Raw genomic sequence first — 23,332 nt, forward strand, 5'->3', positions numbered from 1 at the left:
GTTGTAAGCCTTGCTTTCGCCGCTTACAGAAGACGTGATTATGTTCTCGACCCAGCGATGTCAAGGGTTAAGGCGGGCCTTTGAACAGGTTTTCTTACCACGATTTAGACCGGGCAGTGGATCTATCGGGGCGGGGTCAAGTGGGAAGAAGACGGCTGGCCCAGCTGTCGCTAACAGCCCCCGGGCCGGGCCCTGAATACCTGGCAGAACCGGCCTCTCAGCCGGCTACGCCCATCATCGAGAGGAACTGCTGCAGGTTTTCAAAGCGCATGAAAACATTGGACTTCTTCTCGGCGCCTATGGTCGAGCTGCTGTCCGTCGCGTAGTTGTGGCCGGGGTAAACGACGGTGTCGTCGGGCAGGGCCGACAGCTTCTGCTTGAGGCTGTAGTAGAGGTCTTCGGGGTTGCTTCCGGGCAGGTCCACCCGCCCGCAGGCACCGATGAAAAGCGTGTCCCCCGATACGACGTTGCCGTCCACGAGGAAGCACTGCGAGCCCGGCGTGTGGCCGGGAGTGTGCAGAAAACGAACAGGAATCTTTCCCACGTCGAGGGTGGTCTCGCCATCAACCGCCACGTAGTCGCTGCTCTCAAGCCCGGTGGTCTGGGCCACGTAAGGCGCCTCGGCTTTGTGGATATAAATCTTCACTGGCCGTTTTTCCAGCAGCGTGTCGAGGCCCTCGATGCTGAGGCCCATCATGTCGCCGCCGATGTGGTCGGGGTGGTAGTGGGTCGCCAGGGCGCCGACCAGTTCCATGTCGTCCTTGTCGAGCTGTTCGAGTATGGCGTCTATGTCCCACGCGGGATCAACCACCACCGCTTTGCGCTCCGCCTGGTCGCCGATCAGGTAGACGTAGTTGGCCATGTCGCCGATCGCGAGTTGCTTGAAGTAGAGGCCCTCTTTCATGCTGCGTTAGTCTTCCTTGCGGCTGTCTTCGAGGCCGTGTTGCCACAGCGTTTCCTCGATGCCGGATTTCCTGGCCGCCCAACGCGACATGACGAAGAGCAGGTCGCTCAGCCGGTTGAGGTAGCGCACCGGGCCAGCGGGCAGGGTGTCGTTGTGGGCCATGCCGATTACTTTGCGCTCGGCCCGTCGGCAGACGGTACGCGCCAGGTGCAGTCGCGCCCCGGTTTCGCCTCCCCCGGGCAGCACGAAGGATTTCAGTTCCTCGAGGTCTTCCTGCAGCTCGTCCATCTGCTGCTCGAGCCAGGCAATGTGCTCGTCGCCGATGCTTTTGGAGCCGGGTCGCGAACTCGAGGGCGGCGTCGCCAGTTCGGAGCCGAGGTCGAACAGCTCCTGCTGCAGCCGCCCGAGCAGCGACTGCAAGCGGGCGTTGTCTGCTTCGGGCATGCCCGAGCCGTTCTTTCCGGTGCTGCCCAGCGACGCGCGAACCAGGCCGAGTACGCTGTTGAGCTCATCTACTTCGCCGTAGGCGTCCACCCGCGGGTGGTTCTTTGAAACCCGGTCGCCACCTACCAGCGAGGTCAGTCCATCATCCCCTGTACGGGTATAAACGCGGTTTATGCGTATCGCCATCGCGGCGACAGGTTTACCCCCGGCGGCGTTTAAGCGCGAACACGGGCGTCGATGAGCTCGACGAGACGGTCGGGGTCTATCGGTTTCTTGAAGATCACGTCCTTCAGACCGACCGCCCGGGACCGCTTGAGGACGTGATCCTTGTCGTAGTAATAGGCGGTCATGAGCACCACCGGCAGGTCGCTGTGGCGGGCGTTGAGCTCCTGCAGCAAGTCGTAGCCGTCCATGTCGGGCATTACCACGTCGCTGAGCACGAGGTCGATTTTTTCTTTGCCGACCTGCTTGAGCGCATCGAGCCCGGAGCTGGCAGTGAGCACGTGGCAGCCCTCGGCTTCGAGCAGGTGGGCCATCGAAACAACCAGCTCTTCGTCGTCGTCCACCACGAGTATATGCCGGCCCGTCAGCCTGCTCTTGCCCGTGTTACCGTTGATGGAGGGAGCCTCCTGCCGCATGCCGAGGTCGGTCATGGTTCGACCGGGCAGGTACTCGGTGGTGCCGTACTGCCCGCTGGCGGCCATCTCGCCCACGCGCTCTACTATCGACTGGATTCTCCTCAGCGCGCGGTTGATGGAGGTAACCCGTTCATGCTCGGCCTTGTAGTCGTCCTCCTGCGCCTTATCGTGCAGGTAGCGGTCGAGCATGGCCGACTGGTTTACGACTATTTCCAGCGGCGTGTTTATTTCGTGGGCGAGGCTCACCGCCAGTTCGGCCAGGGTGTGCAGCTGCTCGTTGTGAATGAGGGCCGAGATGTCCTTGGCAAAACCTATGCTGCCGCGTTCGCGCTGACGTCCGTCGTAAATGATCGAACCCGATATCGCCACGGGTACCTTATGGCCGCTGCTGTCGACAAACTCCGTCTCGAAGTTTCTCACCAGTCCGGCACCACCGTGGTCGTCCGAACGCAAGGCGTCCATGACCGCGTGCGAGTGCTCGGAGTCGGGGTAGAGCATGGCCACGTGCTCGCCCATGACTTCGCTGGCCTCGTAGCCCAGCGTCTGGGCGGCGCCGTCGTTGTAGAAGATTATCGTGCCCTGCTTGTCCACCGCTATGACGATGTCGGGGGCGTTTTCGAGTAGTTGTTCGAAGTAGACTTTTGGCAGCTCTTTCAAGGTTGTCCACCCCCGCTCACGAGCGATGCTATCGCGGGCTTGATCACCTAGAGGTTAAGCCCGCTCCCGGACGGGGTCAAGGACTTTTCATGGAGAAATCCAACGACTATGGCTAGTATCTGGTACGGTGTCGGGGGCAGTGAAAGGGCGAACGGGGGCTTACGTAGTCCTGCTGCTGTTGCTGGCGACGGTGGCGTCCTGCTACTGGACCCGCTACCCGGAACTGGTGGAGACCCACCTGGGCTTGCTCGAAGGGCTGGCGGCCGACGGCCGCGACATGGTGCAGGCCGGCTATGGCAGCAGGTTGCATACCGGCGAGATAGAGCGTTTTGATTACCCGCTCGAACGAGCGCAGCAATTCGCAGAAATAAGTCGCCGCAGGTGGCCCGATCGGGGGTCACTGAAGCTTTTTGACGAGGTACTGGCCGAGTACGCGGTAGTTCTCAAACTGCTCAGGGAGGCTTCGGCCGACCCGTCCGAGAGCGTGAAGCTCTCCATTGCCGTGGCCGTAGGGCGGCTGGAGATGGGGGCGGCGGGGACCCGGATGGAATTGCTTCGCGAAAGCAGCGAAAGCCAGCGTTAGACGGAGGGTTTTTCGCTCAGCCGGTGAGCTTGCGGTGGTCAGCCAGGAAGCGCTCCAGGCCGAGATCGGTCAGCGGGTGTTTCATCATCTGTCGTATGACCGACCCGGGGCAGGTCGCCACGTCGGCGCCCATGCGCGCGGCTTCCACCGCGTGAAAGGTTCCCCTCACGGACGCGACCAGGACCTCGGTGGCGAAATCAAAGTTGGAGAAGATCTCGACGATCGAGGCGACCATACCCATGCCGTCTTCGCCTATGTCGTCCAGTCGCCCCACGAAAGGACTCACGTAGGCCGCGCCGGCCTTCGCTGCCAGCAGGGCCTGGGCGGGCTGAAAGATGAGGGTGACGTTTACCCGCGTGCCTTCTTCGGACAGGCAGCGCGTGGCCATCAGCCCATCAGCGGTCATGGGGCACTTGACGACCACGTGCTCGTGCATGGCTGCCAACTTGCGGCCCTCGGCGATCATGCCGTCGGCGTCGGTCGCGATGACCTCGGCGCTTACCGGTCCGTTGACGAGTTCGCAGATTTCTACCAGCGATTCTTCTACCGGGCGGCCGGTCTTGGCCGCAAGGCTCGGGTTGGTGGTGGCGCCGTCAACTATTCCCCAGGACATGGCCTCGCGAATCTCGCCCATGTCGGCACTGTCGATAAAAATTTTCATGTTCGCTCCGCTAGCGCCGGGCCGTGTTCGGCGGCCGGTAAAGAACTACTTTCTTGTCATCTTCTGCAGCGACCAGAAGCGAAGAGATCGTCTCCTCGGTTACTGGGTGCCTCAGTCCGGGGGCCAGTTCGGCCAGGGGGAGCAGCACAAAACGCCGGGCGGTGAGCTCCCGGTGGGGGATCGTCAGCTTCCGCGTTTTCATCACCACGGCATCGAAGAGGAGTATATCGAGGTCGATCTCGCGCGACACGCTCTGGTTCTTAGTGGCCTTGGTTTTTGCTCCGCGCCTGCGGCCCACGGCGGTTTCGACGGCCAGCAGCTCCTTGAGCAGGTCCTTGGCTTCGAAGCCGGTTATGATCTCGACCACCGCGTTAAGAAACCAGTTGCGGGCACGGCCGTGGGGTTCGGTTTCGTACAGGGAGCTGCGGCCGGTGATCCTGGTGTCGGGCAGCTCGGCGATGGCAGACAGTGCCGCCGAAATGTGGTTTTCTCGGTCGCCGAGGTTGCTGCCGATGGCGATGTAGACGCGATGTTCCATTAACGCACGCGGCTGTAGAGGGGTGAAACTCGCTGCGGTTCTACGGTGGCCTGTGACGGGCGGCCCATGATAACTCCGTGTTTACCAGCAGTTACAGCCAAGGGCAGGGTTTATCTTGAATCGGTACAGCCTGCAAATCGGCTGTTCGGGTGCCGGGCTGGTTATTCAGGGCTTTCCGGGGGGGCCGACCAACGTCCGCTCCTGTTCTCAAGCCGGCTCAAGGCCGCAGACCTGCCGCATTCCGTACAGGCCTGGCTGCCGTCCGGCTACCCATAGCGCTGCCCTGAGCGCGCCGCCAGCCAGGCAGTCACGCGACGCGGCCCTGTGCGTAAGTTCGAGTCTTTCGCCCGTTCCCACAAGCATGACGGTATGATCGCCGACCGCGTCGCCGCCGCGAAGTGCGACCACGCCTATTTCGTTGTCCGGCCTTTCGCCGATCATGCCCTCCCTGGCCGTTGCCAGGGAGACCGGCAGCTCCAGCCCTCGGGCGGCGGCAGCGGTAGCGGCCAGCGACAGCGCAGTTCCGCTGGGGGCGTCCTTCTTGAGGCGGTGGTGCAGCTCCAGGACTTCGCAATCAAAACCGGCCCCGAGCGCTTTGACCGCTTGTTCGACAAGGCTGTCGAGCACCGTGATGCCCACGCTCATGTTCGATGCCATTACGGTGGCCGTGCGTGCGGCGAGCTCTTCAGCGCGCGCGCGCTGTTCCGAGTCGAGCCCGGTCGTGCCCACTACTACCGGCGCGCCGTTGCCGGCCGCGAACTCGAGCTGGGCCAGCGTAGCGGCGGGTGAACTGAAATCGACTATCACTGCGCCCTTGGTCCACGAGGCCTTCAGGTCATCGCCGATGGTGACGCCGCTGGCCGCGACCCCGGCCGCGAGGCCAGCGTCCTGGCCCAGGGCCGGGTGGCCCGGTGCCTCCAGCGCGCCCGTAACCCGCAGTCCGTTCTCTTCGGCCAGCGCTATTATCCGTCGGCCCATACGTCCGCCGGCTCCGCACACCGTTATGTTTACCAGCTTGCCCATTATCCTTTCACCTTATCCCTGCAGCAGGTCGTAGCCGCGCATGACGGCTTCGAGCGCCGAGCTGTTCTCGGCCGTCATGGGGGTAAGTGGCAGTCGCATCTCGGCCGAGCAACGGCCGGCAAGTTGCATGGCTGTCTTGACCGGTATGGGGTTGGTCTCCAGCGACATTGCCTGCATGAGCGGGAGAAGCTCGCGGTGTATGTTGCGCGCGTTCTCCATCTGTCCCGCGGCAGCCGCGTCCACCAGCGCCTTCATGCGCGCGGGCAGCAGGTTGGAAACCACGGCTATGACCCCGCCGGCACCCAGGGCCATCAGCGGCAGGGTGAGCGAGTCGTCACCCGAGAGCACCGTCAGGTCGTCGCCGGCCAGCTGCATTGTTCGCATGGCCTGGTCCATGGACCCGGCGGCGTCCTTGAGCGCCACGATGCCAGGTATCGCGGCCAGCTCGGCCAAGGTCTCGGGCAGCAGGTTGACGCCCGTTCTGCCAGGGATGTTGTAGACCACCAGCGGCAGGTCGGCGGCCTCGGCCACCTCGCGGTAGTGAACCACGTGGCCGGCCTGGGTGGGCTTGTTGTAGTAAGGGGATATCAGCAGCGCGCCGTCGGCACCGGCGCTGCGAGCAAAACGCGTCAGCTTCACCGACTCGGCGGTGGAGTTGGAGCCGGTGCCGGCCAGCACTTTGAGCCGGCCGTCGGCGGCTTCGATGACGGCGCTGATCACGCGCTCGTGTTCGTCGTGGCTCATGGTGGCCGACTCGCCGGTGCTCCCGCAGGGGACGACGCCATCGACGCCCGCCTCGGCCTGCAGGTCGACCAGCCGGGCGAGGGCCTCGGCGTTGATCTCGCCGTCGCTAAAGGGGGTTACCAGTGCTGTCCAGGTTCCTTCAAACACGCTCGTTGTTCCTATTGCTCTGATTCATCCAGGCACGCTCACCGTGCCACGAAAACTCTCTTCGACGGGGCCTGTCATGAACACCCGGCCATCCCCGCGCAGTTCTATGTACAGTTGTCCGCCATTAAGCACCACCGTGGCGGTACTGTCGCATCGACCGGTGCGGTGGGCGGCCACCACCACGGCGCAGGCCCCGGTGCCGCAGGCCTCGGTTTCGCCCGAGCCGCGCTCCCACACCCGCATGGTGAGCTGCCCGCGGTTGTCTACGCGCACAAACTCGGTGTTGACGCCCGAGGGAAAGAACTCGTGCTTGTCGAAGGCCGGGCCTATGCGTTCGAGGTCAAGGCCTTCGGGATCTTCGTCGAAGGTCACGCAGTGGGGGTTGCCCATCGACACGCAGCTGACCGTCCAGCTTCGCCCGTCTACCAGCAGCGGCACATCGAACTGCTCGCCATCAGCGTTGACCGGCACCTGCCTTCCCTCGAGAACGGGCGGCCCCATGTCCACGGTCACCGATTCGACCTTGCCGTCGGTCACGTGCAACTCGAGAGCCTTGTTGCCGCAGTCGGTCTCGACCAGCAGGCTGTTGGACGTTCCCGCCAGCCCGCGTTCGTAGACGAACTTGGCCAGCCCCCTGATGCCGTTGCCGCACATGGCACCGCGACTGCCGTCGGCGTTGTACATTTCCATGCGGAAGTCAGCCTTCTCCGACGGGCAGACCAGGATCAGCCCGTCGGCACCGAGTCCTCCCCTGCGCTGTGACAGGCGGCGGCTGAGCTCGTCGGGGTTTTCGAGCGGAGCCCGGGTGCAGTCGACGAACAGGTAGTCGTTGTGACAACCGTGGATCTTGGCGAGCTCGAGTTGCATGGGCCTCAGTGAGCTATTCTCCCGACAGGTGGCCCGGGATGGCCTCGCCCGCGAACAGCGACTCCACGGTTTCTCTTTCGCGCACCAGGTCCCACTTGTCGCCGTTGACCAGTACCTCGGCCGGCCGAGGCCGGGTGTTGTAGTTTGAAGCCATCACGAAACCGTATGCACCGGCGCTCATGATGGCCAGCAGTCCGCCTGCTTGGACGTTGGCCACCAGCCTTTCCTTCGCAAAAAAGTCGCCGCTCTCGCATATGGGACCGACCACGTCGGCGGTGATCGTGCCGTCGCAGTCCTCGACCGCCTCCACGTCGTGGTGCGCCGAGTACAGCGAGGGCCGGGCAAGGTCGTTCATGCCCGCATCTACTACGACGAAGTTCTTCTCCTGGTTGCCCTTGTGAAACAGCACGGTGGTGAGCAATACACCGGCGTTGGCAGCTATGGAGCGACCCGGTTCCACCACGATGGTGAGCCCGCGGCCCTTGAAGACGCGCAGCAGGGTGGCCGCCCACTCGTCGGGGCTCGGCGGTGACTCGTCCTGGTAGGTCACGCCCAGGCCGCCGCCCATGTCGACGTAGCCTATCGGTATTCCCGCACTGTCCAGGCGGTCGAGCAGGGAGGCTATGCGCGTGGCGGCTTCTTCTATCGGCGAGCTGCTCACCAGTTGCGAGCCCACGTGGCAGTCGACGCCCAGCACCTCTATTCCCTCCAGTTCGGCAGCCCGGTGGTAGTGCTCCACGCATTGGTCTGCGGCTACGCCAAACTTGCTGTCGGCCAAGCCGGTGGCGATGTAGGGATGGGTCTGGGGGTCGACGTCGGGGTTGACGCGCAGGGACACCGGGGCCGTGGTTCTCATTTCAAGGGCGAGCTGGCTTATCAGCTCGAGCTCGGCCAGCGACTCGACGTTGAACATCAGGATGCCGGCATCCAGGGCGGCGCGGATCTCCCAGGCCTGCTTGCCTACTCCGGAGAACACCACGCGGGATGCCTCGCCGCCGGCGGCCAGCACGCGGGCCAGCTCGCCACCCGAAACGACGTCAAAACCGGCACCCTCGTTGGCCAGCGATCGCAGTACCGCGAGGTTGGAGTTGGCCTTTACCGAGTAGCAGACGAGGTGGGGGTGGTCGCCGAAGCCTTTGCGCCAGGCGCCCAGCTGGGTTCGGAGCGCGGCCAGGCTGTACACGTAACAGGGCGTGCCTACCGCCCGGGCCAGCTCGGACAGGGCTACGTCTTCGGCGTAGAGGCTGCCGTTCCTGCGGTTGAAAAAATCCATCTCAAGGCACTGGCCGGGGGGGGCGACCGCGCGAACTATAGTCGCGGCTATTCGGGAAGGCCAGTCAGTCGCTGCTTTCAGTCGGAGAGCAGCTCGCGTGCGATTTTCAGCGTGCTCACCGACAGCACCTTTACGCCTATGCTGCGAAAGAAGCCGCGCAACGGGCGGCCAGGGCCGATTTCTATCACGCGCTCGGCGCCAGCGGCGAGTAGCGGCATGTTTTCGTTCCAGAGTACGGTCGAGCAGACCTGCATGGCCAGGCCGTCTACGATCCTGGCCGCGACCGCCTCGTAGAAGCCCCCGCTGTGATTGCTCGTCACGCTGCTCGCGTGTGCGGGTTGCCAGCGGTCAGCCGAATCTTCGAGCAGTGGGCGCAGGCTGTCGGCCACCGGGGCCATCAGCCGGGAATGAAACGGCGCCGATACCCTCAGTTCAACCAGCCTGGCGCCCGACAGGGCAGGGTGCGCGGCTATCCTTTCGCCAGCCTCGGCCACCGCGCTGGTCTCTCCGGCGATGACCGCCTGCTGCGTTGAGTTTACGTTGGCGATGTCAACGCCGAGCTCGGTCACGAGCTCGAGCAGTGCCTGTTGGTCGAGCCCGCGCGCGGTGACGGCCAGCATGGCGCCGGTAACAGTTGTCCCGCCGTCCGCGGCAAGGCAGTCCTGCATCAGCCGGCCTCGTTGCCGGCACAGGCGCAGGGCCTCGGCGGTGGGCAGTACACCGGCGGCCACGAGCGCCGCGTACTCGCCCAGGCTGTGGCCTCCCCAGCAGCTGTCGGCCAGGTCGAAGTGCGCGCGCAGTGACTCCAGCATCGCCAACTCGACGGTGAGTATGGCTGGCTGCTGAAACTCGGTCTGCTGCAGCCGCGGGTCTTCTTCAAAACAAAGAGCCCGCATGTCGAGGTCGAGCGTGTCAGACGCGAGTTCGAAGACCCGTCGGGCCTGCTCAAACTCGTCGTGGAAGTCTCGGCCCATGCCGGTTTTCTGGCAACCCTGGCCCGGGAAAACCACGCTCGTGGTCATCTGTTGAGACACTTGAGCGGCGATCCCCTCTGCCCGTCTTCGAGAAACGGCGTCACTCTGAAATCGGGGATACCCGGCGGGGCGGTCGTGTCGGTGTGCGACCAGCTGCTACGCGGGCGGATCCGCTTGGCGTCGGTGACCGCCAGCGTGGCTATGACTTCCCATTCGCCGTTGGCCGACAGCCGCTCGATCTCAAAACCGGCGAGGTCGTCGAGCCTCTTTCCGTCCACGCTTGTTCCTGGTCGTTTCCAGCTCAGGGTAACGCTGCCGTCGCCGTTGCGGGTGGCCAGGGCCTGGCCGGTCATCAGCGGGGCTGTGTTTTCCGGGGGCCGCGGCGGGGTGCGCACCCCGCAGGCGCCAAGCAGCAGCACGGCCGACAAAAGCAGGGCCGACAAAAGTTCAGCCCGGCTCAGCATCGCTGGCAGCGAGTTGTTTTTCAACGGTCCAGCGCGCGCAGCCGCTTGGCCACGTTGCTGCCGGCGGTACCCGGCCCGGCCTTACGGCGCGCCACGGACTTGTCCGGGTCGAACACGTCGGTGATGTCGTCGGCTATGACACTGGAGTAGGCCTTGAGCTCATCGCTGGACAGCGAGGCCAGGTCTACGCCGCGCTCGAGACAGTCGGCCACTACTCGTCCGGTGACCTCGTGGGCCTCGCGGAAGGGGAGCCCGCGGGCCACCAGGTACTCCGCAAGGTCGGTGGCCAGCAGCATGCCGTCGGAGGCCGCCTCCCGCATGGCGTTGGTGTCAAAGGCGAGTGACCGCAGCAGCGCGGTCATGATGCGCAGCGACCGCTCGGCGGTATCGGCGCTGTCGAACAGCGCTTCCTTGTCTTCCTGCAAGTCGCTGTTGTAGGCCAGCGGTAATCCCTTGACCACGGTCAACAAGGCCACGAGGTTGCCGTAGATACGTCCCGATTTGCCCCTGACCAGTTCGGCTATGTCGGGGTTCTTTTTCTGCGGCATCATTGAGCTGCCGGTCGAAAAAGAATCGTGCAGGCCCACGAAGCCGAACTCGCTCGAAGCCCAAAGCGTGATCTCGGTGGCCAGGCGCCCCAGGTGGCTGAACATTATGGCGGTGGCCGAGAGAAACTCGATGATGAAATCCCTGTCCGATACCGCGTCGATGCTGTTGGTCGCAACCCGTCCGAATCCCAGCTCGGCGGCGACCAGTTTCGGGTTGAGCGGCAGCGTGCTGCCCGCGAGCGCGCCGGCTCCAAGCGGCAGCACGTCGACCCGCGCCAGGCAGTCGGCCAGTCGTGCAGAGTCGCGCTCAAGCATGTCGTGGTAAGCCAGCAGGTGGTGTCCGAGCAGCACCGGTTGCGCCCTTTGCAGGTGGGTGTAGCCGGGCATGATGGCGCCCTCGTTGTCCTTGGCCACCTGCCGCAGGCCAGCCTGCAGTCCGGCGATGGCGTCGCTGAGCCCGGCGATGGCGTCCTTGACGAACAGCCTGACGTCGGTAATGACCTGGTCGTTGCGGCTGCGCCCGGCGTGCAGGCGCGCGCCCACGGAGCCGATCTTTTCGACCAGCCGCCGCTCTATGGCCATGTGGATGTCTTCGTCGGCCACCGAGGGGACGAAGCTGCCCTCGTCGAGTTCGCCGCCGATCTGCTTGAGCGCTCGAACGATCCGTGTCGAATCGGCGATGCTGATTATTTTCTGCGCGGCCAGCATGCGCGCGTGGGCCGTGCTGACGCGTATGTCGTAGGGGTACAGCCGGATGTCGAAACCAATAGAGGCGGTAAACGCCTGCGCGTCCGGGTCGGTGGACTCACCGAAGCGGCCACCCCAGCTCTTGCTGCCCGCCGGAGCGGTTTTTTGCCGGGCTGGTTTCTTAGCGGCAGCTTTCTTCCGAGCTGGTTTCTTCTGCGCTTTGGGTGTTGTTGTTTTTCGAGTCGTCATGCTTGTTACGTTGTCATGTATTGAGCGCTGCTCTCTTCAGCCTGGCTTCGATTGTGCCAGCTTCTGCCTGATCTTCAGCCTCAGTGCGTTCAGTCGGATGAAGCCGCCCGCGTCGGCCTGCGAGTAGACGTCGTCCTCTTCAAAGGTAGCCAGTGAGGGGTCATAAAGAGAATAGTCCGAGCGCCGTCCCACGACCTGGGCCGATCCCTTGTACAGCTTCATTCTCACCGTGCCGTTCATCTGGGCCTGGGACTGGTCGATGGCGGCCTGCAGCATCTCGCGCTCGGGCGCGAACCAGTAGCCGTAGTACACCATCTCGGCGTAGCGCGGGATGAGCGAATCTCTCAGGTGCATGACCTCGCGGTCCATCACCAGGGATTCCAGCGCCCGGTGCGCCGTCGTGAGCAGGGTTCCACCCGGGGTCTCGTACACCCCTCGTGATTTCATGCCCACGTAACGGTTCTCGACGATGTCGGCCCGGCCCACCCCGTTGCGTCCCGCCACCGTGTTGGCTTCGCTCAGCAGTTCAAAGGGGGACAGGCGCTTGCCGTCGATGGCCACCGGGTTTCCCTGCTCGTAGTCGATCTCCACGTACTCGGCCTTGTCGGGGGCCTGCTCGGGAGACACCGTGGTCAGGAACATGGCGTCGTCGGGCTCCGACCACGGATCCTCGAGGTCGTGGCCCTCGTAGCTCACGTGCAGGACGTTGCGATCCATGCTGTAGCTTTTTTCTTTTGTACCCGGCACCTCGATGCCGTGCTTGTCGGCAAAGGCAAAAAGCTTTGTTCTCGAGTTGAGGTCCCAGGTTCGCCAGGGCGCCACCACCGCGAGCTGGGGCGCGAGCGCGGCGAAGGTGAGCTCAAACCTGACCTGGTCGTTGCCCTTGCCCGTGGCACCGTGCGACACGGCGTCAGAGCCGGTCTCTTCGGCTATCTCGACCTGTCGCCTGGCTATGATCGGCCGCGCTATGGAGGTGCCCAGCAGGTAGGTCCCCTCGTAAACCGCACCGGCCCTGAGCATGGGGAATACAAAATCGCCCACGAACTCCTCGCGCAGGTCTTCCACGTAGACCTCGCAGGCACCGGTGGCCATGGCTTTCTCGCGCAGGCCGGTGAGCTCCTTGCCCTGGCCCACGTCGGCGGCGTAGGCTACCACCTCGCAGTCGTAGGTCTCCACGAGCCACTTGAGGATGACCGATGTGTCGAGCCCGCCGCTGTAGGCCAGTACGATTTTTTTGATGGACTCGTTCAGGACCCTGCCTCCGTTGCTTCGAGCAGCCACACGAGCAGAGCCTTCTGCGCGTGCATGCGGTTCTCGGCCTGCCTCATAACCACCGACGCGGGGCCGTCGATCACCTCGTCGGTGATTTCTTCGCCCCTGTGAGCCGGCAGGTCGTGCATAACAATAACCCCGTCGGCCGCTTTGTCGACCACCGACTGGTTGAGCTGGTAGGGCGCGAAGGCCTGCAGCCGCATCGCGGTTTCTTCTTCCTGTCCCATGCTCGTCCAGACGTCGGTGTAAAGAACGTCGGCCCCATCGGCTGCCTGGTCTATGTCGTGGGTGATGGTGATGCTGCCCGTAGCAGCCGCACACGCGCGCTCGAGCACGCCGGCGTTGGGCTCGTATCCCGCTGGACAGGCCAGCGTGAAATCAAAACCCAGCTTCGACGCGGCCACCAACCAGGAGTTGACCACGTTGTTGCCGTCGCCGAGAAAGGTCACCCGCATCTCGTCCAGGCTGCCCCTGCTCTCCTGTATGGTGAGCAGGTCAGCGATTACCTGGCAGGGGTGGGCGAGGTCGCTCAGCGCGTTGATGACCGGCACCGAGGCTTCGGCGGCCAGTTCTTCTACCGTCTGCTGCGCGAAGGTGCGTGCGGCGATGACGTCTACCCACTGCGACAGCGCGCGGGCGACGTCGGTCACGCTCTCGCGCTTGCCGAGGCCTATGTCGTCGGGTGCCAGGTAAACAGTGTGGCCACCCAGCTGGAACATGCCGGTTTCAAAAGTCACCCGCGTACGGAGGCTGGGTTTCTCGAACACCAGCACCAGCGTTCGCCCGGCCAGCAGCGGGTGGGCCTGCCCCTGGGCGAGTTGCTGCTTGAGCCGCGCGGCCAGCGCAAGCAGGCTCCGCAGTTCTTCGGCCGAAAGGCCGTCAAGTGTGACAAGGTCTCGTTTCATTTCTTCAGTTTACCTTTCCAGTCCCGAGTTCTTTAACGCCGTGGCCAGCAGGTCAAGGCCCTCGTCTGCTTCCTCGCGCGTCAGGGTAAGTGGCGGCAGCAGTCGAAGCACAGTGCCGGCCGCCGCATTCACGAGCAGGCCCTGTTCCAGCGCCGCCAGCACCAGGGGCCCGGTCGGCTTTGAAAACTCCACGCCCAGCATCAGGCCGCGTCCGCGGATCTCGACGACGTCGGGGTGGCCCTCAAATAAGCGACGTAGCCCGGCGGCCAGGTATTCGCCTGTTTCCCGACAGTTTTTCAGTATGCCTTCCTTGTCAAAGCTGTCGAGTACGGCCAGGGCTGCCGCGCTGGCTACCGGGTTGCCGCCGAAGGTAGAGCCGTGGCTGCCGGGCACCAGGGCGGCTGCCACCTGCTCTGTGGCCAGCACCGCGCCCACCGGCAGACCGCCGGCCAGCCCCTTGGCGGTGGCCAGGATGTCGGGTTTTACGTCTTCCCCCTCGCAGGCAAACAGGGTTCCCGTTCGGCCGATGCCGGTCTGAACCTCGTCGAGCAGCAGCAGTACGCCCTCGCGGTCGCAGATACTGCGCAGCTCGGCCAGGTAGCCGGGCGGGGGAAGCACCACGCCGCTTTCGCCGAGTATGGGTTCCACGAGCACGGCAGCGGTGTCGGGCTTCACGGCGGCGGCCACGGCCGCGGGGTCACCGTACTTCACGTGCACAAAGCCTGGCGGCATGGGTCCGAAGCCTTCGTGCAGGGCGGGTTGTCCGGTTGCCGCCAGCGCCCCCATCGTCCTGCCGTGAAAAGAACCGAATGCGGTCACGATTTCGTGTCGGTCGGGCTTGGCCCTGCGCGCCATTTTTATGGCTGCTTCGATGGCCTCGGTACCGCTGTTGCACAGGAAAACCCGGTCGGCGAAACTGAGTTCGCAAAGTCGCCGTGCGAGTTCGGCTCCAGGTGCGTGGCTGTACAGGTTCGAAGTGTGCAGCAGCTTGCCGGCCTGCTCGGTGATGGCCTCAAGCAGGGCGGGGTGGCCGTGCCCGAGGCAGCTGACGCCCAGGCCGCTGAAGAAATCCAGGTAGCGCCGCCCGCCTTCGTCCCACAGGTAGCGGCCTTCGCCGTGCGTAAAGGCAACGGGAAACCTCGCGTAGTTGCCCACCGTGAAGTTCTCGGTGAGCTCGACACTGGGCTGGGTTTTCTCGGCCACTTCAGGACGCTCCATCTTCTGTGTCGAGCACCAGCTCGGTGCCGACGCCGGTGTTGGTGAAGATCTCGAGCAGCACCGCGTGGCTGACCCTGCCGTCGATGATGTGGACCTGGCTCACGCCACCAGCCAGGGCGTCGAGCCCGCACTCTACCTTGGGGATCATGCCGCCTTCTATTGTGCCGCCGTCTATCCAGGTCCGCGCCTGGGGGGTCGAGACCCTGGGGGACAGCTCACCGTCGCTACCGCGTATGCCCTCTACGTCGGTGAGCAGCATGAGCTTGGCCGCGCCCAGCGCACGGGCGATGTGCGAGGCCGCGAGGTCGGCGTTGATGTTGTAACTGAGTCCGTCGCTGCCCGCGCCGATGGGGGCGATGACCGGGATGTAGTCGGTGGAGATAAATTTCTCGAGTACCCCGGGGTTCACCCGCGTCACATCGCCCACCTGTCCCAGGTCTACTGCTTCGTCGGAGCCCTCCACGACGACCTTCATCGGCACGGCTTCAAGCAGGCCACCGTCTTTGCCGCTCAGCCCTATGGCCTGACCGCCGTGGCCTTGTATCATCGACACGATCCCCATGTTGACGGTGCCGCCCAGCACCATCTCGACCACGTCCATGACCGCCTTGTCGGTCACCCGCATGCCCCTGACGAAGCGCGTCTCGACGCCGCTGCGCTTGAGTGCTTCGCCTATCTGCGGGCCGCCGCCGTGCACTACCACCGGGTTCAGGCCCAGCGATTTAAGCAGCACCACGTCCTCGGCAAAGCCGTCCCTGAGCTCATCGGAGAGCATGGCGGCGCCACCATACTTGATGACGATCGTGCGTCCTGCGAAGCGCTTTATGTAGGGCAGCGCTTCGAGCAGTACTTCTGCCTTGGCTATGAGCTCGTTCATCGGTGTTTTATGCAGCTTTCATCCGTACAGCCGGGCTGCGTTCGCCCGGCCGGCCGGAGTCAGAGAATATAGCGCGAAAGGTCCTGGTCTTCTACGATGGCCGACAGCTTTTCATTCACATAATCGGCGTCTATGAGCAGCCGGCTGCCCGAGCGCTCGGGGGCCTCGAAGGATATTTCGTCCAGCAGCCGCTCGAGCAGGGTGTGCAGCCGCCGTGCGCCCACGTTTTCAGAGCGCTCGTTGACCTCGGCCGCCATGCCGGCCAACGCGTCTATGGCCGACGCTTCAAATACCAGCTCCACGTTCTCGGTTTCGAGCAGGGCGGAGTATTGGCGTGTCAGCGCATTGCGCGGCTCGGTGAGTATGCGTACGAAATCGCCGCGGTCCAGCGCCTTGAGTTCCACCCTGACGGGAAACCGTCCCTGGAACTCGGGTATGAGGTCGGCTGGCTTGGCGACGTTGAAGGCGCCCGAGGCGATGAACAACACGTGGTCGGACTTGACCATGCCGTGGCGGGTCTTGATCGTGGAGCCTTCGACTATGGGCAGCAGGTCCCGCTGCACGCCTTCCCTCGACACGTCGGCCCCCATTGAGCCGTCACGACCGCAGATCTTGTCGATCTCGTCGATGAAGACTATGCCGCTTTCTTCAACCCGCCTGATGGCCTCGGTGGCGACCTCGCCCCGGTCAAGCATGGCCTCGGCCTCCTGGGCGGTGAGCTGTTCGAGCGCCTCGGGCACCTTGACCTTGTGCTGCCGCGGCTCGCGCATCCCCTGCAGAAAACTTCCGAGGCTGTCCTTGAGGCTCGACGTCGCGTCGTCCATTCCCTGCGGGCCGAGTATCTCGAGCATGGGCATCTGCTGGGTCGGCTCCACGTCGACTTCCCTGTCATCGAGTGCGCCCTCACGCAGCATGCGGCGCAGCTTTTCACGGGTGTCGGCGTTCTCGGGCAGGCTCTCCGGCCCGCCGGCGGCCACCATCGCAGGGTCCTTGCCCGGCAGCAGGGCGTCGAGCACCCGCTCCTCGGCCCGCTCGGCGGCCCTGGACTGGACCTTTTCCTTCTCTTCTTCCTCGACCATGCTTATGGCCAGCTCGGTGAGGTCGCGGATGATCGATTCCACGTCACGGCCTACGTAGCCCACCTCGGTAAAGCGCGTGGCCTCCACCTTGACGAAGGGCGCGTCGGCCAACTTGGCCAGCCTGCGCGAGATCTCGGTCTTTCCCACGCCGGTGGGGCCGATCATGATGATGTTCTTGGGCACGATTTCTTCGCGCAGCTCGCTGTCGACCTGCAGCCGCCGCCAGCGGTTGCGCAGGGCGATGGCCACCGCCCGCTTGGCATCCGACTGGCCAACTATGTAACGGTCGAGCTCCGACACGATTTCCCGCGGCGTCATCGGGTAGTCGTTCACGGGAGTTCCTCGATGGCTATGTTATCGTTGGTGTACACGCAGATACGGCCGGCGATTTTCATGGCCTCGCGCGCCGTGTCGGCCGCCGACAGCTCGGAGTGGGCCAGCAGCGCTCTTGCGGCGGCCAGCGCGTAGCTGCCACCCGAGCCGATGGCGATTACCCCGTCGTCGGGTTCTATGACGTCGCCAGCTCCCGAAATCAGTAACGAGGCCTCGCTGTCGGCGACGATGAGCATGGCCTCCAGCCTCCGCAATACGCGGTCGCTGCGCCAGTCCTTGGCCAGCTCCACGGCCGCGCGAACGATCTGGCCGTTGTGCTGATCGAGCTTGGCCTCGAACTTTTCAAACAGGGTAAATGCGTCTGCCGTGGCCCCGGCGAAGCCGCCCAGCACCTTGCCGCCATACAGCCGGCGGACCTTGCGGGCCGAGTGTTTCATGATCGTGTCGCCGGTGGACACCTGCCCGTCTCCGGCCATGGCTACCCGGTCGTCGCGGCGGACGGCGATAATGGTCGTTGCGTGCATCGCCGCAGAGGTTGCCCTGTTCGCGGCTAAGAATCCAAGCAGGCCCCCGTTTTCAGGGGCAGGGGCAGGGGCCAGGCGGGTGGGCAGGCTGCGTTCAGGCCCGCGGGTGGGCGCGGTCGTAGACCTCCGAGAGGTGCTTCATGTCCAAGTGGGTGTACTTCTGTGTGGTCGAGAGTGAAGCGTGCCCGAGCATCTCCTGTATGGACCTGAGGTCGGCCCCGCTTTCGAGCAGGTGGGTGGCAAAGGAGTGGCGCAGCGAGTGGGGTCCCACGCGCGCGCTCAGCCCCGACTCGAGCAGGCGCCGGTCGAGCACGCGCCCGGCGCTGCGCGAGCTCAGTCGCGACCCCGACCAGTTGACGAACACCGCGTCGACGTCGCTCCGCTTTCGCGTCCAGCCGTGGCGGTAGTGGGCCAGCGCGTCGAGCGCGCGGCTGCCCACCGGCACGATGCGTTCCTTGTTGCCCTTGCCCATCACCCTGACCACCCCGAGTTCCTGGTTGACGTCGGTCCAGTCCATGCCCACGCATTCGGAGGCACGCAGGCCACAGGAGTAAATGACTTCGAGCAGGGCGCGGTCCCTGAGCGAGCCGTCGTCGCTGCCCGCGGTCGACTCCAACAGGGTGTCGACGTCCTCTACCGACAGGCAGGGTGGCAACACGGCGGGCACGCGTGGGGACTTCATGCCCTCGCCCGGGTCGGCGAGCAGGCCGTCCCTCGAAAGAAAACGGAACAGGGTTCTGAGCGACGACAGGTTGCGGGCCAGGGTGCTGCGACGGCAGTCGGGCAGGCGCGAGGCGAGCCAGGACTTCACGGCCCCCGAGCCGGTGGCCACCAGCTCGTTGCAATCCGGCGACCGGCCCTGCATGAAGCCGCGCTCGTAGAGAAATATCACGTAGCGGCCTATGTCGCCCATGTAGGCGCGCACGGTGTTGGCCGAATGCCCGCGCTCGACGTGAAGGTAGCGGGCAAAGCCGAGCAACTCGCCCAACAAGGGCGCGTCGCTGGCTAGACCGGCCGCTTCGCGCGCCTGCTCCAGCCTGCGATGGGCGGTGGTTTCCCAGCCTGTGCCCGATCGAGATGAGTCTGCCTGTTCCACGACCACTGCTGACATGGTAACAATACTGCGGTGAGCCGACAAAGCATTAGTAACAGGCAGCGGTTTCTCCGCGGGGAAAGGGTCGAATTTGCCGGTCGCCGGGGCAACATCCTGGTGGGCGACGTTCATCGTCCCTCGAGTGAACGCTGCCCGTGGCTGCTGCTGTGCCACGGCATGGAATCCACCCGCGGCGGTACCAAGCAGCTGGCCATGGTCGAAAGATTCCTGCCCCTGGGCGTTGGCATACTGCGTTTTGACTTCAGCTACGTGGGCGATTCGGAGGGCAACTTTGAAGACCTGACGCTGAGTGGTGAGGTGGAAGACGCCCTGGGTGCGATGGATTTTCTGCTCGGCTTCGAGCCTGGTCTCTGCGTCATGGTGGGCTCGAGCCTGGGCGGAATGGTGGCGCTCAAGGCGGCCACGATCCTGGGCGGACAGTTGTCGGGTGTCGCAACGCTGGCCGCCGTGGCCGAGTCGTCGCTGTTTCTGCGTGGCGTGTCGGAGGCCGACCGCGAGCAGTGGCGCAGCAGTGGCAGTCGGCCCTGGGGTGACGCGAGTTTGCGGTCGAGTTTTCTCGACGACGCCGAGGGTTTTGAACTGCTCACCCGCCTGCCTTCGTTGCAACTGCCCACCCTCATCATGCACGGGGACGCCGATACCGTGGTGCCGGTGGAGCAGGCCCACAGCCTGGCGGCAGCCGCGGCCGGGCCAGTGCGCGAAGTAATATTTCCCGGCGTGGGGCATCGTTTTGAAGAGCCCGGTGCCCTCGAAGAACTGCTCGACACGCTGCAGGACTGGCTGACCGGGAGCGTGGGGTTCGAGCTTGCCTGAGACGCGCCGGGTAAGTTGCCCGGCCTGCTCGGCCGTGTACGAGTGGGAGGGGACCATGGGACGGCAGACCTGTTGCCCGGCCTGTTCGGCCTGGTTGCACTGCTGCATGGCCTGTCGCTTTTACGATACCAGTCGCTTCAATGACTGCGGCGAACCGACCGCCGACAGGGTGGTGGACAAGGATGTGGCAAACTTCTGTGACTACTGGGAGGCCAGCGCGGCGATTTCGCCGGGCGACGATACGGGGGGAGCAACGAGTGAACTCGAAAAACTGTTCAAGGGCGGCAGCTGAGCCTGCCGTAAATGGCCCGGCTACCGGGCGCCCGGTTGCCCGGGGAGTGATGGGTCTGTGCTTGCCACTGCTATTGGCCGCGGCCTTTGCGGCCTGCGGGCCGGCAGCGGGAACACCTGAGGCCGCGGCGAGAGACTTTCTCGATGCGCATTACCTGCTGGCCGACCTGCAGTCCTCCAGCCTGCTGACCACCGGCCTGGCGGCCAGCAAGGTGGGCGAAGAAATACGCCTGACCGAGGGGTTTGAGCGTGGTACTGACACCCGCATGCCGCGTATCAACTACCGGCTGGACCGGCAGTTCGCGGGTAGCGCTGGAGCCGTGGCTGGAGACGCGCCCGGAGTCGGCGCCGGCGACTCAGCCAGCGACGCTCAAGCGGTGATGATGGTGTACCGCCTCACCGTGTCGCCGGTGGGAGCCGAGCCCTTCGACAAGCAGGTGCTGCTGCGGCTTGAAAAGAGCGAGGGCAAGTGGCTGGTCAGCAACTACTCGGAGTCGGACGTCAGCGACCAGTAAATATCCAGGCGAAGATCAGTGGCCCTCGAAGCGCGGCGGTCGTTTTTCCATTATCGCTTTCATCCCCTCACGGGCATCGTCGGTATTGAAGGTCATGGCCTGGGTGGTCGACTCGAGCTCCATGGCTTCGTCGATGCTCCTCTCCCAGGTTCCGGCCAGGGTTTCCTTGACCGCCCGCACAGCCACCGGGCCGCTGCCGGCCACGCCCGCGGCCAACGAGGCTACCACCTCGTCGAAGTCTTCGCCCGCAGTGCGGTTGACTAGTCCCATCGCCAGCGCTTCGTCGGCAGTAACCAGGCGGCCGGTGTAGAGCAGCTCGGCGGCAACGGCAGGGCCCACCAGTCGCGGCAGCGTCCACGTGGCCGCCATTCCCGGGTGGATGCCCAGCTTTACGAAGGTCATGCCCACCTTGGCTTTCTCGTGTATCACGCGCAGGTCGGCACCCAGGGCAAAGCACAGCCCGGCACCTATGGCGTGACCGTTGATCGCGGCTATCGAGGGTACGCGCAGCGCGGTTATTGACAGAAAAAGCCGGTAGAAGCTCGATCCACCTCCCAGGCCGCTGCCGTCGCCGGCCAGGCCGGCCTCGTGGGCCAGGCTCTTGAGGTCGCCACCGGCGCTGAAGGCCCGTCCGCTGCCCCTTATGATCACCACGCGGCAGTGGGGGTCGGCGTTGATGCTCTCGACCGCCTGCTGTATCTCCCTCCCCATGGCGACGTTCATTGCGTTACGCTCATCGGGCCTGTCCAGGAGTATGGTTGTTACTCCCTGGTCGGTGCTGCTGAGTTCTATGGTTTCATACGACAAGCTTTCGTCCGACATCGTTGCTCCTCCGGGCGCCACCACGGGCATGGTTGTGGTTAGCGGCACGGGTGAACACTGTCAACGCGGCGCTGGTTGCTGCGGTACGGGTTGCTGGGCCGATGCGTAAGCTGCTGATAGCCGCCTGCGTCGCGCTTGCGGCGTTGCTGGGTTTTTCTCTTTCGTCGCTGCGCACCCGCATCGTGACCGACTTCGGGGTCTTCGCTGCCCGCGCACAGGAACTGCCCGGGGTGACTGCCAACTACGGCGCCGCGGGCCTGGTTTTCTTTCCTAGTCCGGCCGCCGAGATCAGCGACGTGGTCGTCAGCGTACAACGGGGCAAGCAGCCGGCCGTTGAAGTGGTCACGGCGGAGTCGGTGCGGATACGTCCGCGCCTGCTGCCCTTGCTCATGGGCAGGGTGGAAGCCGTCGGCGTAGAAGTTGTAGCGCCCACGCTTCGCCTGGAGATCGACAGGAATGGCGGGCATCTTTTTTCGGCCGGGAAACCCGGGCAGCATTCCGGCGAGCTCGTGTTGGCGCTGCTCGGACAAGTGCGATCGGTGATCGACGGTAGCGTTCAGCTGCTGGACAACAGCTATGATCCCCCGCTGACCCTGGAGCTCGGGGAGCTGGACGGCGAATTCTGGCGGGCCGCGAACGGTGGACTGGCGTTCACTGTAAAGGCTTCGCCCGCAGCTGGTGGCAGTGTGGTTTCTTCGGGCAGCCTGTTGCCGGGGGCCGGCCCGACAGGTGGGCACGGCCTGGATTTTGAGGTCGCCGTGAGCGGTGCCTCGCCGCAGTTACTGCGGGGTGCCATCGGAGACTGGTTGCCGCCGTGGCTGGTTGGCGAGCTTGATCTCGATATCAAGGGTGGCGGCTTCATTGGCGAGCGTGGCAACGATGATATGCCTGCCGAGCCGCTGCTGTTCGGCGTCACGGGTTCGGTGGGGCTGGACATGTACGATCGCCGCGATCGCCTCGAGCTGCAGTCGACCATGTCGTTGGACGATTCCCGGCTGCGCGTAAAGAGAGCCTCGCTCAGCGCTTACGGACAGGACTTTACCGCCCTGGGCTGGCTGAGCCGACGTAGGTCGGCGGAGGCTTCGATGAGGGTGCAGGCCGAGGATGTGGAGCTGGCCGCCCTCCTGGCTGACTTCGGACTGGAGGGGGAGCTGGTGCCGCAGACCACCCTGACGGGAACCCTCAAGCTCACCGGCACGCCCGAGGCCGCGGCGCTGCGCTACGAGGTGACCGCCGACTCGGTGGATCTCTCGCCTCTGCCCTGGTTGCAGATGCAGGCCACCGACACGAGCTTTGCGGGTGCTGTCTACAGCGTTAACGCCGACCTTTCGGTTTCTTTCAAGGCCCGCGAGTTCACGGCCGGCCCGGTGACGCTCAGCGACGCGCGCTCGGGGCTGGTGTGGTGGAAGGATGTATTCCGCCTCAACGCCATGAACATGGCCATCTGGGACGGCACGCTGTCGGTGGGTGGCGCAATACCGTTGGACAGCGGGGTATCGTTAGACAAGGGGGGCGAGAACCCCGAGGGCAGCGATATCCGGCTGAGCGTTGTCATCAACGACGCTGATGTTGAGGCGTTGCTCGTCGACGTCAGCGGCCTGGAGGGTTTGCAGGTAAGCGGCTCACTTGACGCCATGGCCGACCACGGTGGCCCTACCCGCAGCGAGCTCAAGTCTGCGGGCCGCCTGGCCCTGCACGACGGCGTGCTGGCTGGTGTGGACCTGATGGCTGTCGCCAGGGCAGCGCTGGAGGGTAGGCCGGTCGACGTTGCTTCCGGTGCCGCTGCAGCCACGGCATTTGACCGCCTGGCGATGGACTTCGTCAGCGACGGTGACGGCGTTCGCATAGCTAACCTGGACGTTCGTCTTGAGGGTGGCCGCCTTAGTGGTGGTCGCCTGTCAGGCTCCGGTCACCTGGCCGTTAGCAACAGGGATACAGCCAGTAAGAAACCGGCCAGCCTCGAGCTCGACTGCTTGCTGGAGCTGGGTGTAGACCGGAACCTGCGTGTGCCGTTGCGCATCAGTGGCCCCCTGTCTGCCCTGCGCGTGGAGGTGGACCAGGATTTTATCAGCCGTTACCGGGTAGGTGTCACCCCGCCCGTGGCGGACCTGCCGAGCGAGGAGATCCCCATGGAACTGCCGTCGCTCTACACACACTTCGGGCGCTGA

At 64.6% G+C, this 23,332-nt stretch carries 25 protein-coding genes; 5 read left to right on the forward strand and 20 right to left on the reverse strand.

Features of this window, described 5'->3' with window-relative positions:
- Positions 1–217 precede the first annotated feature (217 nt).
- The 3 genes from EYQ35_11410 to EYQ35_11420 are packed head-to-tail and all read right to left on the reverse strand — an operon-like array spanning position 218 to position 2,643.
- Positions 218–904 (reverse strand): MBL fold metallo-hydrolase, encoded by a 687-nt coding sequence (locus EYQ35_11410; protein ID HIF64742.1) that lies wholly within the window; start codon positions 902–904, stop codon positions 218–220.
- Positions 905–910: 6 nt separating this feature from the next.
- On the reverse strand, positions 911–1,534 hold the full coding sequence (locus EYQ35_11415; protein HIF64743.1) for a cob(I)yrinic acid a,c-diamide adenosyltransferase: 624 nt from the start codon (positions 1,532–1,534) through the stop codon (positions 911–913).
- 29 nt (positions 1,535–1,563) lie between these two features.
- The gene (locus tag EYQ35_11420; protein ID HIF64744.1) at positions 1,564–2,643 is read right to left on the reverse strand and encodes a response regulator; all 1,080 of its coding nucleotides are present in this window, start codon (positions 2,641–2,643) and stop codon (positions 1,564–1,566) included.
- 139 nt (positions 2,644–2,782) lie between these two features.
- On the opposite strand from EYQ35_11420, the gene EYQ35_11425 reads away from it, so the two are divergent.
- Positions 2,783–3,226, forward strand: a complete 444-nt coding sequence (locus EYQ35_11425) for a hypothetical protein (GenBank protein ID HIF64745.1) — start codon at positions 2,783–2,785, stop codon at positions 3,224–3,226.
- Between the two features lie 16 nt (positions 3,227–3,242).
- Here EYQ35_11425 and fsa read toward each other — a convergent pair whose 3' ends face one another.
- The 16 genes from fsa to EYQ35_11505 form a co-directional block, all read right to left on the reverse strand.
- Positions 3,243–3,887: a fructose-6-phosphate aldolase gene (gene fsa, locus EYQ35_11430; protein HIF64746.1), complete on the reverse strand. Its 645-nt coding sequence runs from the start codon at positions 3,885–3,887 to the stop codon at positions 3,243–3,245.
- A 10-nt stretch (positions 3,888–3,897) separates the two neighbouring features.
- Positions 3,898–4,425, reverse strand: a complete 528-nt coding sequence (folK, locus tag EYQ35_11435; protein ID HIF64747.1) for a 2-amino-4-hydroxy-6-hydroxymethyldihydropteridine diphosphokinase — start codon at positions 4,423–4,425, stop codon at positions 3,898–3,900.
- A 207-nt stretch (positions 4,426–4,632) separates the two neighbouring features.
- Complete coding sequence (locus EYQ35_11440; GenBank protein HIF64748.1) at positions 4,633–5,439, reverse strand: 4-hydroxy-tetrahydrodipicolinate reductase; 807 nt, start codon at positions 5,437–5,439, stop codon at positions 4,633–4,635.
- A 21-nt stretch (positions 5,440–5,460) separates the two neighbouring features.
- Positions 5,461–6,339, reverse strand: coding sequence for a 4-hydroxy-tetrahydrodipicolinate synthase (locus tag EYQ35_11445; GenBank protein ID HIF64749.1), 879 nt, complete (start codon positions 6,337–6,339; stop codon positions 5,461–5,463).
- 24 nt (positions 6,340–6,363) lie between these two features.
- The gene (locus EYQ35_11450) at positions 6,364–7,206 is read right to left on the reverse strand and encodes a diaminopimelate epimerase (protein ID HIF64750.1); all 843 of its coding nucleotides are present in this window, start codon (positions 7,204–7,206) and stop codon (positions 6,364–6,366) included.
- Between the two features lie 13 nt (positions 7,207–7,219).
- Positions 7,220–8,479: a diaminopimelate decarboxylase gene (gene lysA, locus EYQ35_11455; protein HIF64751.1), complete on the reverse strand. Its 1,260-nt coding sequence runs from the start codon at positions 8,477–8,479 to the stop codon at positions 7,220–7,222.
- 77 nt (positions 8,480–8,556) lie between these two features.
- Positions 8,557–9,513: an ACP S-malonyltransferase gene (locus EYQ35_11460; GenBank protein HIF64752.1), complete on the reverse strand. Its 957-nt coding sequence runs from the start codon at positions 9,511–9,513 to the stop codon at positions 8,557–8,559.
- The gene (locus EYQ35_11465; protein HIF64753.1) at positions 9,498–9,941 is read right to left on the reverse strand and encodes a hypothetical protein; all 444 of its coding nucleotides are present in this window, start codon (positions 9,939–9,941) and stop codon (positions 9,498–9,500) included. Before EYQ35_11465 ends, EYQ35_11460 begins: the two co-directional genes overlap by 16 nt.
- Positions 9,938–11,401: an argininosuccinate lyase gene (gene argH / locus EYQ35_11470; protein ID HIF64754.1), complete on the reverse strand. Its 1,464-nt coding sequence runs from the start codon at positions 11,399–11,401 to the stop codon at positions 9,938–9,940. Before argH ends, EYQ35_11465 begins: the two co-directional genes overlap by 4 nt.
- 36 nt (positions 11,402–11,437) lie before the next feature.
- Complete coding sequence (locus EYQ35_11475) at positions 11,438–12,652, reverse strand: argininosuccinate synthase (GenBank protein HIF64755.1); 1,215 nt, start codon at positions 12,650–12,652, stop codon at positions 11,438–11,440.
- The gene (argF, locus tag EYQ35_11480) at positions 12,649–13,578 is read right to left on the reverse strand and encodes an ornithine carbamoyltransferase (protein HIF64756.1); all 930 of its coding nucleotides are present in this window, start codon (positions 13,576–13,578) and stop codon (positions 12,649–12,651) included. Before argF ends, EYQ35_11475 begins: the two co-directional genes overlap by 4 nt.
- 9 nt (positions 13,579–13,587) lie before the next feature.
- Positions 13,588–14,796 carry an acetylornithine transaminase gene (locus EYQ35_11485; GenBank protein ID HIF64757.1) on the reverse strand — a complete coding sequence of 403 codons (1,209 nt, stop codon included), beginning with the start codon at positions 14,794–14,796 and terminating at the stop codon, positions 13,588–13,590.
- Positions 14,783–15,673, reverse strand: a complete 891-nt coding sequence (gene argB, locus EYQ35_11490) for an acetylglutamate kinase (GenBank protein HIF64758.1) — start codon at positions 15,671–15,673, stop codon at positions 14,783–14,785. The genes EYQ35_11485 and argB overlap by 14 nt, the downstream gene beginning before the upstream one ends.
- A 59-nt stretch (positions 15,674–15,732) precedes the next feature.
- Entirely contained in the window at positions 15,733–17,070 is a 1,338-nt protein-coding gene (gene hslU / locus EYQ35_11495) for an ATP-dependent protease ATPase subunit HslU (protein HIF64759.1), read from the reverse strand.
- 11 nt (positions 17,071–17,081) lie between these two features.
- Positions 17,082–17,609, reverse strand: coding sequence for an ATP-dependent protease subunit HslV (gene hslV / locus EYQ35_11500; protein ID HIF64760.1), 528 nt, complete (start codon positions 17,607–17,609; stop codon positions 17,082–17,084).
- A gap of 94 nt (positions 17,610–17,703) precedes the next feature.
- Complete coding sequence (locus tag EYQ35_11505; GenBank protein HIF64761.1) at positions 17,704–18,834, reverse strand: tyrosine recombinase XerC; 1,131 nt, start codon at positions 18,832–18,834, stop codon at positions 17,704–17,706.
- Between EYQ35_11505 and EYQ35_11510 the strand changes: the two genes are divergently transcribed.
- The 3 genes from EYQ35_11510 (at position 18,820) to EYQ35_11520 (ending at position 20,342) form a co-directional block, all read left to right on the forward strand.
- Positions 18,820–19,536: an alpha/beta hydrolase gene (locus tag EYQ35_11510; GenBank protein HIF64762.1), complete on the forward strand. Its 717-nt coding sequence runs from the start codon at positions 18,820–18,822 to the stop codon at positions 19,534–19,536. The two genes, EYQ35_11505 and EYQ35_11510, sit on opposite strands and share 15 nt — an antisense overlap.
- Positions 19,529–19,828 carry a hypothetical protein gene (locus EYQ35_11515; protein HIF64763.1) on the forward strand — a complete coding sequence of 100 codons (300 nt, stop codon included), beginning with the start codon at positions 19,529–19,531 and terminating at the stop codon, positions 19,826–19,828. Before EYQ35_11510 ends, EYQ35_11515 begins: the two co-directional genes overlap by 8 nt.
- A 61-nt stretch (positions 19,829–19,889) precedes the next feature.
- A complete protein-coding gene (locus EYQ35_11520; GenBank protein HIF64764.1) occupies positions 19,890–20,342 on the forward strand; it encodes a hypothetical protein in 453 nt (150 codons plus the stop codon).
- Positions 20,343–20,357: 15 nt separating this feature from the next.
- Here EYQ35_11520 and EYQ35_11525 read toward each other — a convergent pair whose 3' ends face one another.
- Positions 20,358–21,212, reverse strand: coding sequence for an enoyl-CoA hydratase/isomerase family protein (locus EYQ35_11525; protein HIF64765.1), 855 nt, complete (start codon positions 21,210–21,212; stop codon positions 20,358–20,360).
- Positions 21,213–21,214: 2 nt separating this feature from the next.
- Here EYQ35_11525 and EYQ35_11530 point away from each other — a divergent pair, with 2 nt between their 5' ends.
- Positions 21,215–23,332 (forward strand): hypothetical protein, encoded by a 2,118-nt coding sequence (locus EYQ35_11530; GenBank protein ID HIF64766.1) that lies wholly within the window; start codon positions 21,215–21,217, stop codon positions 23,330–23,332.

The sequence above is a fragment of the Candidatus Binatota bacterium genome (assembly GCA_012960245.1).
Lineage (GTDB): Bacteria > Desulfobacterota > Binatia > UBA1149 > UBA1149 > UBA1149.

Excerpts from the sequence above, each read along its gene's own strand:
- argF (HIF64756.1), bottom strand. The coding sequence starts at position 13,578 with ATGAAACGAGACCTTGTCACACTTGACGGCCTTTCGGCCGAAGAACTG.
- EYQ35_11505 (HIF64761.1), bottom strand. The coding sequence starts at position 18,834 with ATGAACGTCGCCCACCAGGATGTTGCCCCGGCGACCGGCAAATTCGAC.
- fsa (HIF64746.1), bottom strand. The coding sequence starts at position 3,887 with ATGAAAATTTTTATCGACAGTGCCGACATGGGCGAGATTCGCGAGGCC.
- hslU (HIF64759.1), bottom strand. The coding sequence starts at position 17,070 with ATGACGCCGCGGGAAATCGTGTCGGAGCTCGACCGTTACATAGTTGGC.
- argH (HIF64754.1), bottom strand. The coding sequence starts at position 11,401 with ATGACGACTCGAAAAACAACAACACCCAAAGCGCAGAAGAAACCAGCT.
- lysA (HIF64751.1), bottom strand. The coding sequence starts at position 8,479 with ATGGATTTTTTCAACCGCAGGAACGGCAGCCTCTACGCCGAAGACGTA.
- EYQ35_11415 (HIF64743.1), bottom strand. The coding sequence starts at position 1,534 with ATGGCGATACGCATAAACCGCGTTTATACCCGTACAGGGGATGATGGA.
- EYQ35_11450 (HIF64750.1), bottom strand. The coding sequence starts at position 7,206 with ATGCAACTCGAGCTCGCCAAGATCCACGGTTGTCACAACGACTACCTG.
- EYQ35_11410 (HIF64742.1), bottom strand. The coding sequence starts at position 904 with ATGAAAGAGGGCCTCTACTTCAAGCAACTCGCGATCGGCGACATGGCC.
- argB (HIF64758.1), bottom strand. The coding sequence starts at position 15,673 with ATGAACGAGCTCATAGCCAAGGCAGAAGTACTGCTCGAAGCGCTGCCC.
- EYQ35_11485 (HIF64757.1), bottom strand. The coding sequence starts at position 14,796 with ATGGAGCGTCCTGAAGTGGCCGAGAAAACCCAGCCCAGTGTCGAGCTC.
- folK (HIF64747.1), bottom strand. The coding sequence starts at position 4,425 with ATGGAACATCGCGTCTACATCGCCATCGGCAGCAACCTCGGCGACCGA.
- hslV (HIF64760.1), bottom strand. The coding sequence starts at position 17,609 with ATGCACGCAACGACCATTATCGCCGTCCGCCGCGACGACCGGGTAGCC.